At 71.5% G+C, this 12402-nt stretch carries 9 protein-coding genes and 1 riboswitch; of the genes, 7 read left to right on the forward strand and 2 right to left on the reverse strand.

The features are described 5' to 3' along the window. Window positions 1-331: 331 nt before the first annotated feature. Window positions 332-1354 (forward strand): putative sulfate exporter family transporter, encoded by a 1023-nt coding sequence (locus J2Y42_RS15750; RefSeq protein WP_309860382.1) that lies wholly within the window; start codon window positions 332-334, stop codon window positions 1352-1354. Between the two features lie 15 nt (window positions 1355-1369). Here the strand turns inward: J2Y42_RS15750 and J2Y42_RS15755 are convergent, their stop codons facing one another. Then, window positions 1370-1684: a multidrug efflux SMR transporter gene (locus J2Y42_RS15755; RefSeq protein WP_309860383.1), complete on the reverse strand. Its 315-nt coding sequence runs from the start codon at window positions 1682-1684 to the stop codon at window positions 1370-1372. 10 nt (window positions 1685-1694) lie between these two features. After that, window positions 1695-1758, reverse strand: a riboswitch (guanidine-III (ykkC-III) riboswitch). A 76-nt stretch (window positions 1759-1834) separates the two neighbouring features. On the opposite strand from J2Y42_RS15755, the gene J2Y42_RS15760 reads away from it, so the two are divergent. Further along, the gene (locus J2Y42_RS15760) at window positions 1835-3136 is read left to right on the forward strand and encodes an O-acetylhomoserine aminocarboxypropyltransferase/cysteine synthase family protein (protein ID WP_309860385.1); all 1302 of its coding nucleotides are present in this window, start codon (window positions 1835-1837) and stop codon (window positions 3134-3136) included. After that, on the forward strand, window positions 3133-3711 hold the full coding sequence (locus J2Y42_RS15765; protein WP_309860387.1) for a CoA-binding protein: 579 nt from the start codon (window positions 3133-3135) through the stop codon (window positions 3709-3711). Before J2Y42_RS15760 ends, J2Y42_RS15765 begins: the two co-directional genes overlap by 4 nt. A gap of 98 nt (window positions 3712-3809) precedes the next feature. On the opposite strand, the gene J2Y42_RS15770 is transcribed toward J2Y42_RS15765, so the two are convergent. Beyond that, window positions 3810-4391 (reverse strand): class I SAM-dependent methyltransferase, encoded by a 582-nt coding sequence (locus tag J2Y42_RS15770; RefSeq protein ID WP_309860389.1) that lies wholly within the window; start codon window positions 4389-4391, stop codon window positions 3810-3812. Between the two features lie 187 nt (window positions 4392-4578). On the opposite strand from J2Y42_RS15770, the gene J2Y42_RS15775 reads away from it, so the two are divergent. From J2Y42_RS15775 to J2Y42_RS15790, 4 genes are all read left to right on the forward strand, one after another. Continuing rightward, the gene (locus J2Y42_RS15775; protein WP_309860391.1) at window positions 4579-7992 is read left to right on the forward strand and encodes a hypothetical protein; all 3414 of its coding nucleotides are present in this window, start codon (window positions 4579-4581) and stop codon (window positions 7990-7992) included. Between the two features lie 43 nt (window positions 7993-8035). Beyond that, the gene (locus tag J2Y42_RS15780; protein ID WP_309860393.1) at window positions 8036-11359 is read left to right on the forward strand and encodes a BTAD domain-containing putative transcriptional regulator; all 3324 of its coding nucleotides are present in this window, start codon (window positions 8036-8038) and stop codon (window positions 11357-11359) included. 163 nt (window positions 11360-11522) lie between these two features. Further along, window positions 11523-11765 carry a helix-turn-helix domain-containing protein gene (locus tag J2Y42_RS15785; RefSeq protein ID WP_309860395.1) on the forward strand — a complete coding sequence of 81 codons (243 nt, stop codon included), beginning with the start codon at window positions 11523-11525 and terminating at the stop codon, window positions 11763-11765. Continuing rightward, window positions 11758-12267 (forward strand): Clp protease N-terminal domain-containing protein, encoded by a 510-nt coding sequence (locus J2Y42_RS15790; protein ID WP_309860397.1) that lies wholly within the window; start codon window positions 11758-11760, stop codon window positions 12265-12267. The genes J2Y42_RS15785 and J2Y42_RS15790 overlap by 8 nt, the downstream gene beginning before the upstream one ends. The last annotated feature ends 135 nt before the right edge of the window (window positions 12268-12402 follow it).

Raw genomic sequence — 12402 nt, forward strand, 5'->3', positions numbered from 1 at the left:
GGCGGGGGTGTGTTTGCGTCTCTCTCCCGCCCACCCGCCGGCCCGGGGGGGGGTGGTTCCAAACCCGTCTTTTTGGGGGCGCTATTTGGGTTTTTTCGCCCCCCACGCTACGGACGCGCGCGACCCGTGCGCCGCGCCGCGTTGCGTCGGACGAATCGCCCCGAATCTCCGACGGACCGCGGTCGGTATGGAGTTCTCGCGCTGAGGGAGCCGAATCTCCGACGCAAGCGGTCGAGTCTCCGACGCAAGCGGTCGGGTCTCCGACGCGGGGACGGCGCCGCGTGCGGTAGGGCGGCGCGAGGAGGGTGGGCGCTGCCGACAGAATGGATCGGTGAGCACTCCGTCGGTGACCGCCCGTCCGCTGCCCTGGCTTCCGGGCCTCGTGGTGTGCGCGTTGGCTGCCGCCGTCGCGTGGGGAGTGCACTGGCTGGTGCCCGCCGTGCCCTTGCTGACCGCAGCGGTGGTGCTCGGGATCGTGGTGGGCCAGCTCCCGGTCGCCCGGCCGGCCGTGACCGGGCGCCTCGCCCCGGGACTGTCCGTCAGCGCCAAGCGCCTGATGCGCATCGGCGTCGTGCTGCTCGGCCTGAAGCTCAGCTTGGGCGACATCGCCGGGCTCGGCTGGGTCGCCATCCTGACCACCATCGGCGTCGTGCTGCTTAGTTTCGCCGGCACCTTCTGGGTCGGTCGGCTAATGGGCCTCCCGGGTCACCAGCCGCTCCTGATCGCCACCGGCTTCTCGATCTGCGGCGCGTCCGCGATCGGCGCGATGAGCGGCGTCGTGAAGCCCAAGGATGAGGAGGCCGCGACTCCGGTCGCTCTGGTGACGCTGTGCGGCACGCTCGCGATCTTCGTCCTGCCGCTGTTCTGGCACCCACTGGGATTGGATGCGCAGCAGTTCGGCCACTGGGTCGGCGCCGGCGTGCACGACGTCGGGCAGGTCGTCGCGACCGCGCAGCTCGCGGGCGCCGCCGCCCTCGCCGTGGCGGTCGTCGTCAAGCTCACCCGCGTGCTGATGCTCGCCCCGATCGTGGCGGTCGCCGCGGTCGTGGAGCGTCGCCGCCACGTCGTCGGCGACCCGGGCGTGAAGCGGCCGCCCATCGTCCCGCTCTTCGTCGCCGGATTCCTGCTCGCGGTGCTGGTGCGGACGTTCGTACCTCTCCCGTCCGCCGTGACCGACGGCGCCGACACCCTGCAGACCGTACTGCTCGCCATGGCGCTGTTCGGCCTCGGCACGGCCGTCCGCCTCCGCACCCTGGTCGGCACCGGCTGGCGCGCCCTGGTCACCGGGCTCGTCTCGTGGCTGCTGATCGCCGTGCTCGCGCTGGGTGCCGTCTGGGTGTCGACAGCCGCCTGAGGTAACAACTCGCGCTCAGTCGACCAGTTTCAGCCCGATGACGCAGCCGACCAGGCCGACAATCAGCAGCGCCTTGATGAGGGAGAACCCGTCACCGCCGAACGTCATCGCGTAGAGCACGGTCAGCGCCGCGCCGATGCCGACCCAGACCGCATAAGCGGTACCGGTGGGGATCTCCCGCATCGCGAAGGCCAGTCCGGCCATGGAGGCGAGAAGCGCTCCGACGAAGACCACGGACGGCCACAGCCGCGAGAGCCCCTCCGAGCGGCCGAGCGCGGTCGCCCAGACGGCTTCGAGCACGCCGGAGAGAATGAGGACGATCCAGGACACGATCCGACTCCTTGGCCAGTCTTGTCGCTCACCGGGTACTGAACCGTCGTCCGGGGCCCTTCGCGGGCCTCTGCCCAGGCTAGCAAACCGGGTTGCGGCGTGTTACGACGCCCGCCCGAGAGCGTCGGCGGGGTCGGGTAGCGTGAGCCCATGGCAGATCGCGAATACGGTTTCCGCACGCGGGCGATCCACGCGGGCAACATCCCCGACCCGGTGACGGGAGCGCGAGCGCTGCCGATCTACCAGACCAGCGCCTTCGTGTTCGACGACACGGCGGATGCCGCGGCGCGCTTCGCCCTGCAGAAGTACGGCAACATCTACTCGCGTCTGGCCAACCCGACCGTGGCCTCGTTCGAAGAGCGTGTGGCCAGCCTCGAAGGCGGCCTGGGCGCCGTGGCGACGGCCTCCGGCCTCAGCGCGCAGTACATCACCTTCGCGTCGCTGGTCGGCGCGGGCGACCACATCGTCGCGTCGGCGAACCTCTACGGCGGATCGATCACGCAGCTGGATGTGACCCTCCGGCGCTTCGGCGTCGAGACCACCTTCGTGCAGAGCGCCGATCCCGCGGACTACGCCGCCGCGATCACCGACCGCACCAAGCTGGTGTTCGCCGAGACCATCGCCAACCCCTCCGGCGAGATCGCCGACATCGAAGGGCTGGCGGAGGTCGCCCACGCGGCCGGCATCCCGCTCGCCATCGACTCCACGATCGCGACCCCGTACCTCAACCGGCCGTTCGAATGGGGAGCCGACATCGTCATCCACTCGGCCACCAAGTTCCTCGGCGGCCACGGCACGACCCTCGGCGGCGTGGTGGTCGAGAGCGGGCGCTTCGACTGGCACTCCTCGAAGTTCCCGCTGTTCGGCGAGCCGGTGCCCTCGTACGGCGGGCTGCAGTGGTCGGGCAACTTCGGCGAGTACGCGTTCCTCACGCGGCTGCGCGCGGAGCAGCTGCGCGACATCGGACCGGTGCTCGCGCCGCACTCGGCCTTCCTGCTGGCGCAGGGCGTCGAGACCCTGCCGTACCGCATCCAGGCGCACGTCGACAACGCCCGAGCGGTGGCCGAATGGCTGGATGCCGACCCCCGCATCGAGAAGGTGTTCTGGGCCGGACTGCCCGAGCACCCGCACCACGACCGTGCCCTCAAGTACCTGCCGAAGGGGCCGGGCAGCGTGTTCAGCTTCGTCGTGAAGGGCGGGCGCGAGGTGGGCCAGAAGTTCATCGAGTCGGTGAACCTCGCCAGCCATCTCGCCAATATCGGCGATGCAAAGACGCTGGTCATCCATCCCGCGTCGACCACCCACGCCCAGCTGACCGAGCAGCAGCTGCTCGACGCGGGTGTGCTGCCGGGCGTCGTGCGCATCAGCGTCGGGATCGAAGACGTCGACGACATCATCTACGATCTCGATCAGGCGCTCACGATCGCCGTCGAGGAGGCGAACGCAGCATGACGACTGCCACCGAACCCACCACCGAGGTCCAGCTGGCGAACGGCCTGAGCTGCGCACTGCCGTCCGACTCCCCGCTCGCCAAGCTGCTGAAGTCGCAGCGCACCTGGGTCGGACCGGACGCGAAGGAGCGCCTGAAGATCCTGCGCGGCGCGAAGTCCGTCGCGATCGTCGGCGCGTCGCCCAACCCGGCGCGATCCTCCTACTTCGTCGGCACGTACCTGCAGCAGTCGAGCGACTACCGGCTGTACTTCGTCAACCCGAACGCCGACACCATCCTGGGTCAGAAGGCCTACCCCGACCTCGCATCGTTGCCCGAGGTGCCGGACATCGTGGATGTGTTCCGCAAGCCCGCCGACATCCCCGCCGTCATCGACGAGGCGCTCGCGATCGGCGCTCCGACCGTGTGGGTGCAGCTGGGCATCTGGAACCAGGAGGCCGCCGAATACGGCGAGTCGAAGGGGCTGACGGTCGTCATGGACCGCTGCATGAAGATCGAGCACGCCCGCTTCCACGGCGGACTGCACCTGCTCGGCTTCGACACCGGCCAGATCACCGCGCGCAAGACGCTCCGCTGACCCCTCCCTCCCCCCACCAACAGCTCCTGAGTTTTTCGCACGAATGGATGGTCGGAGCGCGAAAAACTCAGGAACTGTGAGCTGAGGGGCGCGACACCTCAGGCGCGCGCCACGATGTGGAAGACGTGCCAGTGCTTCGGGCCCTCGAAGGACATGCCGCGGCGGTCGTCCTCCACCAGCTGCACCACGTCCATCCCGGCGAGCATCCCCTCCACCTGGGCTCGGTCGTGGAAGCTCATCCCGGATCGGCCGGCCCACTCGTCGTGCGGGCCGAACAGCTCCCCCGCGAACACGCCGCCGGGCCGCAGCGCCTCACGGATGTCGGCCCACAGGTACGGGAAGTGCGACTCATCGCAGAACGGCAACGCGAAGCCCGCGTAGACGAGGTCGGCAGCCGGCAGCTCACCCAGCGTCTCGAACGACGCGCGCCGTACCATCACACGTTCCGACGCCTTACCTGACAGCCCGGCGCGCACGCGTTCCTCGACGCCCGGGTCCGCATCCACCGCCACGACGCGCCACCCGTGCTCGGCCAGATGACGCGTCTCGACGCCGTCGCCGCAGCCGAGATCGACCGCGTCGCCCGGCTCTCCGTCCCACGCGGCGAGGGCGCTCTGGAAGGTCGGCCGCACGCCGCGCCCGCCCTGCTTCTCATAGAACTGCGACCAGTCGAACGCCATGTCGCCGAGCCTACGCGGGGCGCGCCTCGGGTGGGCCGGCCACACGCAGCTGTCTTTCGAGTCACCGGTCGCCGCCCTAGCTTGTCAGGCAGGCAGCCACCGACGCTCTCTCGCAACTCCGGTCGGAGGCGGAACGCCGGAAGGAAGTCTCATGCGTCAGCGGAAACCGAGCGTCCGACGAGGGTTCGTGGCCACCATCGCCATCCTGAGCCTGACGGTGGCCGGCATCAGCGTCGGCATCCAGGCGCCTCCCGCCGGAGCGACGACCGCGGGCACGCCCGGCACCCCGCAACCGCCGACCGCCCTGTTCACCGAGGACTTCTCGGGCCAGAACGCCGCCTCCACCGCGATCAAGATCACTTCGTATCAGGGCACGCCCGGCAGCACCTATGTCCCCGGCGTCTCGGGCGCGAACTCCGAGACCTACTATGCCGACCCGCGCTGGGCGGACGGCCTGTACTGCAACGGCTACATCGTCAACGGCTCGACGACCCCGGCGCCGCCCGGCTGGAACTCGGGATGCCCGATCTCGGGCGTGCAGATCCTCGCCAACGCGATGGGTCAATACCAGGGCTACTCGACGGCGGCAGCGGCCCAGAACCAGGCGGTCACGGCGTACACGGCGAGCGGCACCGTTCCCGGCATCCAGTTGAGGACGAACACGGCCATCCCCGCGGTTCCCGGCCACTTCTACCAGGTGACCTCGATCGTCGCCGCGACCAACTGCGTCGCGAACAGCTCGGGGAATCCCGCCGAGACGCTGTCGCTGTTCATCAACGGGGTGAAGAACGTGCTGGCGTCGCAGCTCGACCCGTGCCACTATCCCGGCGCGATCCAGTACGGCTCCGGCCCCTTCGGGCCCACGATGGTCGCCGGTCTCACGTCGGCGGCGATCAAGGTGCCGAGCACCGGGACGCCGACCGTGGGCATGCAGCTCGAGAACCAGAGCGCGGTGGTCGCCGGAAACGACGGCGCGTTCGACCTTCCCCAGATCCTGGATGTGACCCCGCAGCTGGACAAGGCGTTCAGTCCGGCGACCATCGCCTCGGGCCAGACGTCGACGCTGACCTTCACCATCACGAACACGTCCGAGCTCGCGGCGAAGAACGGCTGGTCCTTCCACGACGACCTGCCTGCCGGTGTGACGGCCACCGGCGTGAACGCGACGACCTGCTCCAGCGGCACCGTCACGGCCGCGGCCGGATCGACGTCGGTCGTCGTCGCGAACGGCAACCTCACCCAGGGCCAGAACGCCTGCACCGTGACCGTTCAGGTCACCGCGACGGTTCCGGGCACCTACACGAACGGCCCGGGCAACTTTCCCGACGGGACGGCCGGGCTCGACGGGCTGAACCCGCCGGCCGACACCCCGCTGACGGTAACGCCGCCCGCGTCCCTGATCGTGACCAAGGCGTCGTCCACCACCGCCATCACGCGGGTCGGGCAGGTGGTCACCTACAAGTTCGTGGTCACGAACCGGTCGCAGGTGACCCTGAACAACATCTCGGTCGTGGATGCGCAGACCCCGCCCGCCTCGCAGGCGAACCTCTCCGCCATCCTCTGCGAGACGCAGACTCTGGCGCCGCAGGCATCCACCACCTGCACGGCGCGCTACACGGTGACGCAGGCGGACCTCGACAACGGCTCCGTGCGCGACACGGCGACCGCGAGCGGTCTCGACCCGGGCGGAGCGACCGTCACCGCGCCGCCGGCCACCCTCACCATCACCAGCGCCCGCCCGGCGATCTCGGTGGTCAAGTCGACGACGACCACGCTGGCGAGCGCGGTCGGCCAGAAGATCCCCTACCGGTTCCTCGTGACGAACACCGGGAACGTCACCCTCGCCGGCATCACCGTCGACGACCAGGTCGCGGCGCCTTCCGACCCCGCGAACCTGTCCGCGATCGACTGCCCGGCCACCACGCTCGCGCCGACCGCGACGACCACCTGCACGGCGACGTACACGGTGACGCAGGCGGATGTGGACAACGGCTCGGTCGCGGACAGCGCGACCGCGTCCGGCACCCCGCCCGCGACACCGACCGACCCCACGCCTCCGACGGTCGACTCGCCCGTCTCCACTGTGACCATCACGGTCACCGACCAGCCCGCGCTCACCGTCACCAAGTCGTCCCCGCAGTCGGCGACCCCGCCGACCGTGGCGGGCGCCCTGATCACGTACGACTTCCTGGTCCGGAACACCGGAAACGTGACGCTCACCGACATCCAGGTGGACGACATCCAAGACGCCCCCGCCAGTCAGAGCAGCCTCTCGCCTGTGACGTGTCCGCCCGGCGCACTCGCGCCCGGCGCCCAGGTCACCTGCACCGCGACATACACCGTCACCCAGGCGGACGTCGACCACGGCAGCATCACCGACCGTGCCACGGCATCCGGGCTGCCGCCCTCGACCCCCGCCGACCCGACACCGCCGCGCGTCGGCTCCCCGGAGAGCACGCTCAGCATCCCGTCGCCGGCGACGCCGTCGCTGACCGTGACGAAGTCGTCCACCACCACCGCAGTGACACAGGTCGGGCAGCGGGTGCCGTACGAATTCCTGGTCACGAACACCGGCACCAGCACGCTGACCGCCGTGACGGTCGCCGATCAGGTCACGGCGCCCTCCGATCCCACGAACCTCTCCGCCGTCGATTGCCCACAGGACACCCTCGTCCCCGCCCAGACGATGACGTGCACTGCCACCTACACCGTCACGCAGGCGGACGTGGACAACGGCTCAGTCAGCGACACCGCCACGGCGAGCGGAACGCCGCCTGCCACACCGGCCGACCCCAACCCGCCCACCGTGACGTCGCCGGACTCGACGGTGACGATCACGGTCGACCAGACGCCCGGCCTCAGCGTGCAGAAGTCCACGACCGCAACCGCTGTCACGCGGGCCGGCCAACAGGTCGCGTACACCTTCCTCGTCACGAACACCGGGAACGTCGCCCTGACCGCCGTGACGGTGGCCGACCAGGTCGCGGCGCCCTCCGATCCCGCGAACCTGTCGGCCGTCGACTGCCCGCAGAGCACGCTTGCGCCCGCCCAGACGATGACGTGCAGCGCCACGTACACGGTCACGCAGGCGGACGTGGACAACGGCTCGGTCACCGATACCGCCACCGCGACCGGCACCCCTCCGGCCACGCCGACCGACCCCAACCCGTCGCCCATCGCGTCGCCGCCGTCCACGGTCACCCTGGCCGCGACTCCCGCTCCCGGTCTGACCGTCGACAAGACCACCGAGACCGGAGTCGTGACCATGGCCGGGCAGCAGGTCGTCTTCCAGTTCGCCGTACGGAACACCGGAAACGTCACCCTCGACGGGATCGTCGTCACCGACACCGTCGCCGCCCCCTCCGACCAGGCGAACCTCTCGCGCGTCTCCTGTCCGACCGCCGTCCTCGCACCGGGAGAGCGGATGACGTGCACCGCCACCTACACCGTCACCGCCGCGGACATGATGCTCGCGACGTCGATCAGCGACACCGCGGTCGCGACCGGAATCGGGCCGGACGGCGGCCGTGTCGGCTCGCCGGAGTCCACCCTGGCCCTGCCCGTGCGCGCCATCGCGCACCTCCCCATCGTGACCGGCTGAGCGCATCCCACCGAGCGTCGTCCGCACTGGCTAAGATCGGCGGGTGCAGTCCGCGCCCCCGCCCCCTCGCGTCGCCGTGCTCGGCCCGGTGCTGGTGGAGGACCGCGCCGGCGCGCTGGCGGAGCCGGCCGGCGTGCTCGGCAAGAGCCTGATCGTGGCGCTGGTGCTCGCACGCGGCGTCGCGACGGTCCCGTCCCTGATCGAGGACCTCTGGGATGACACCCCGCCCCGGCAGGAGCGCGCGGCGCTGCAGACCCTCGTCTCGCGCGTGCGGACGACCAGTGCGGACGGTCTGCTGGAGTCCACGCCGAGCGGCTACACGCTCGCCGTCGCCCCCGAGCAGACCGACCTCGGGCTCGCCCGTCACTGCCTCGACCGCGCCACCGCTGCCCTGCGCTCGGGCGACACCGCCTCCGCGATCGCCGAGACGACGCGCGCGCTCGGACTGTGGCGGGGCGAACCCGGCGCCGAACTGGGCAGCTCGCCGCTCGCCGACGAACTGCAGCGCACCGCCGCCTCCCTCCGCGACGAGCTGCTGCTCCTGCGCGCCCGCGCCCGGCGTGCGGCCGGCGATCCGACCTCCGCCCTCGACGACCTCCGCCCGCTCCTCGAGAGCCGCCCGCTCGACGAGGCCCTGCGGCTGGAGCAGCTGCGGGCCCTCGCCGACGCCGGACGGCGCAGCGAGGCGCTGCTGGCGTTCGCCGAGCTGAAGGAGGCGCTGCTCGACCGGCTCGGCACCCGGCCCGGACCCGAACTCGTCGCCCTCAATGCGGAGCTGCTCGCCGCCGACGAGGACGAGCGGCCCAGCGCTCCCCGGCGCGTCCGGATCGGGCTCCGTACCGCGCCGAACGCGCTGGTCGGCCGCGAGTACGACCTCCAGGCCGTCGAAGACCTCATCGCCACCTCCCGGCTGACGACCATCCTCGGCGCCGGCGGCCTCGGCAAGACCCGCCTGGCGCAGGAGGTCGGCAACCGGGCCGTGCACACCCCCGCCGTCATCGTGGTCGAGCTGGCGAGCGTCCGGTCGGGCGAGGATGTGGAGCTCGCGTTCGCGTCGACCCTCGGCATCCGCGAGGCCCGTGCGACCAGGGCGGCCGACCCCGGCTCGCAGCTCGACCTGCGCTCCCGCATCCTCGGACTGCTCTCCGAGCGCGAGACCCTTCTCATCGTCGACAACTGCGAGCACATCGTGGATGCCGCGGCTGCGTACGTGCAGGACATCCTCGACTCCACCACCAACGTCCGCGTGCTGGCCACCAGCCGCGCTCCGCTCGCGATCGGCGCCGAGCGCGTGTACCCGCTCGACTCGCTGAAGAGCACCGACGGGGACGCGGCCCACGCATCGGGTGCTGCGTCCGCCTCCGGCTCGTCGCCCGCTGACGCCTACGGCCCGGCCGTCGCCCTGTTCGTCGAGCGCGCCCGCGCGGCACGACCCGGAGCCGTGCTGCCCCTCGACGTCGTCGCCCGGCTCTGCGACAGGCTCGACGGCCTCCCGCTCGCCATCGAGCTCGCCGCCGCGCGCACCCGCTCCCTGTCGGTGGATGAGATCGAGCGCCGTCTCGGCAACCGCTTCGCCCTGCTCACCGGCGGCGAGCGCACAGCGCCCGAGCGTCACCGCACCCTCTTCGCCGTCATCGAGTGGAGTTGGAACCTCCTCAGCACGTCGGAGCAGGCGCTGCTGCGACGACTGTCCCGCTTCCCCGACGGCTTCAGCGCGGAGGCCGCGGAGGCCGTCGCCGGCTCCGGCGCCGTGACCGTGCTGGACGACCTGGACGCCCTCGTCGCGCAGTCGCTGGTGACCGTGACCGAAGACCGCAGCACCGGACTCCTCCGCTACCGGATGCTGGAGACGGTCCGCGAGTTCGGCGACCACGAGCTGGTCGGCGCCCGCGAGGAGGACGCCGTGCTCGTCGGGATGGACGCGTGGGCCGTGGCGTTCTGCCGTGAGACGCTGTCGCAGATGCACGGCCCGCAGCAGGTGCCGACCTTCCAGCGGGTGACCGCGGAGCAGGACAACCTCGTCACCGTGCTCCGATCCGCGATCGACGGCCGCCGGCGCGACACCGCCGCAGTCGTCTTCGCGACGCTCGCCTACTACTGGTCTCTGCGCAGCGCGCACTCCGAGGTGCTCGGCTTCGGCTCGGCGATCATGGATCTGCTGAAGGACTGGGAGCCCGAGGGCGAACTCCGCGAGGCTGTCGCGGCGACCTACACCATCGTCGGCGGCACCTTCCTCTTCGTCGACCTGCGCACGTCGGCCCGTGCGATCTCCCGGCTGCGCCGGCTGCGTCGACGGCAGCCGTTCGCCGACTCCCGGCTGGACGCGATGGCCGCACTCATCCTCCATGCCGGCCGGGCCGACAGCGGGCTCGACCTGCTGCGCACGTACGCCGGGTCCCCCGACGCCGAGCGCGCCGCCATCGGCAACCTGCTGCTCGCGCAGCTGCATGAGAACTCCGGCGAGCTGGATGAGGCGCTCGAGCGTGCGACACGTGGATGGGAGGCGGCCCAGACCGCCGGGGACGCCTGGTCGCTGGCGTCGGCCGCCCAGGCCATCGCCCAGTGCCACAGCCAGCTCGCGCATCCGGCCGAGGCCCTCGAGTGGGCGCAGCGCGCGCACGACCAGATGTCGCTGCTGCAGGCCGACGGCGACCTCCGCCAGCTCGACTGGCTGATCGCGATGAACGCCATCGCGAACGGCGAGACCGCCCGCGGCCGCACCCTGCTGGAGCGGTACCTCGCCGTCGAGATCGACCGCACCGGCTTCGACTACGCCGACTACTACGCGATCGGCTACGCCGGGATGGCGGAGATCGCGGTCGCGGAAGGCGACCTGCCCGAGGCGGTACGGCTCTACGACGAGGCGCTCGCGGCGTTCGGCGGCGCGCCCACCACCGGCGAGCGCATCCTGAACCCCTGGACGATCGTGCTCGGGGCGGCGGCGCTGGTCGTCCGGCTGCGGGTGCTCGCCACGGAGCAGACCGTCGTCGACCCCGCGGAGACCGATGCGGCCGCCGCGGAACTGCGCACGCGCATCCTCGTCACCTCGCGCCTCAACCCGCCCTCCCTCGACCGCCCGGTCACCGGCTCCGGCCTGTCCGGGTTCGCGGTGTGGATGCTCGACCCTCGGACGGCCGCGCGGCATCCCGATAGCTGGGTGGATGCGGGGCTGACGCTATTCGCACTCTCCGGGCGCGCGAACGCCCGGCAGGACGTGGCGAGCCTGCATCAGGACGCGCTCGCGGACCGGATCGCGGAGACGTGGGGGCGCGAGCGCCTGGAGGCCGCCGCCGCGTCGGTGGCGGCCGTCCCGCCCGCCGAGGCCGTCGTGCGCGGCCTGGCGCTGCTCTCCGACGTGCGCGTCTGACCCGGCCCCGCGTCCTTCCCTCCCGTCCCGTCCGCCCCCTCCCACGCCTCCGTGGGTCGCAACACGCCGTTATGCGCGCGCCATAACGGCGTGTTGCGACCCCTCCCGTCGCGGATGAGCAACTTTGGTTGACAAAGTCGGATAAGCAACTATAGTTGCTTGCATGACTCCGAAAGCACCGTTCCCCGACCCGGTCGGAGGCGTCGCCGACGGCCTGGCCGCGGTGGTCGCCCTCCGCGAGCTCGCCGACCGCATGGAAGACGCCGAGGTCGAGCGCGCGCTCCGCGAAGGCTGGAGTTGGACCCAGATCGCCGACGCTCTCGGCATCACGCGGCAGGCGGTCCACAAGAAGCACCTGCGCCGTGTCGCCGCGGCCGGCGTCGAATTGAGGAGACGCAATGTCTGAGATCGCTCCGGGCTCCGCTCAGAACGTGCCCGGCCAGCCGCTGTCGCGCGCGCTGCGGCCGGTGATCATCCGCTCCGTCGCCGAGGCGCAGCAGCGCGGCTCGGCCACCGTCGAAGCCGAGCACCTGCTGCTCGCGCTGTGCCGCGAGGGAAGCGAGCCGGTGCGCGCCGTCCTCGCCGCCGGGGGCCTCGACCCGAAGGGCCTCGACGCCGCGCTGGCCGACGAGCGCGCCGCCAGCCTGCGCGTCGCCGGCGTCACCCCGCCGCCCGCCGAACGCCTGTCGGCGTCGCCGCGCGTCGTCCGCCCCCGCTGGGGCGCCTCCGCCCGCGAGGCCCTCGTCCGCGCCCACCGGGTCGCCGCCGCCAACCGGCGGCAGCGGTCGGGCGAGCTCGACCTGCTCGCCGCTCTCCTCAGCCTCGAGCTCGGCACCGTGCCACGCGCCCTCGCTCTGGCCGGCATCGACCGTCAGGGACTCCTCGCGTCCGCACGCCGCGCGGCCTGACCTCGGCGCCGGCGCACACCGCGTCCTGACACGCGCTCACGCGCTCACGCGCTCTTACATCCCCTCGCCCGCGCTGTAAGCGGCACGTGAGGGCGATGTAAGCGCGCCCGCGCACTATCGGAGCATCACCATTCC

Source organism: Leifsonia sp. 1010 (genome assembly GCF_031455295.1).
Taxonomy (GTDB): domain Bacteria; phylum Actinomycetota; class Actinomycetes; order Actinomycetales; family Microbacteriaceae; genus Leifsonia.

Excerpts from the sequence above, each read along its gene's own strand:
- J2Y42_RS15765 (WP_309860387.1), top strand. The coding sequence starts at position 3,133 with ATGACGACTGCCACCGAACCCACCACCGAGGTCCAGCTGGCGAACGGC.
- J2Y42_RS15770 (WP_309860389.1), bottom strand. The coding sequence starts at position 4,391 with ATGGCGTTCGACTGGTCGCAGTTCTATGAGAAGCAGGGCGGGCGCGGC.
- J2Y42_RS15790 (WP_309860397.1), top strand. The coding sequence starts at position 11,758 with ATGTCTGAGATCGCTCCGGGCTCCGCTCAGAACGTGCCCGGCCAGCCG.
- J2Y42_RS15760 (WP_309860385.1), top strand. The coding sequence starts at position 1,835 with ATGGCAGATCGCGAATACGGTTTCCGCACGCGGGCGATCCACGCGGGC.
- J2Y42_RS15785 (WP_309860395.1), top strand. The coding sequence starts at position 11,523 with ATGACTCCGAAAGCACCGTTCCCCGACCCGGTCGGAGGCGTCGCCGAC.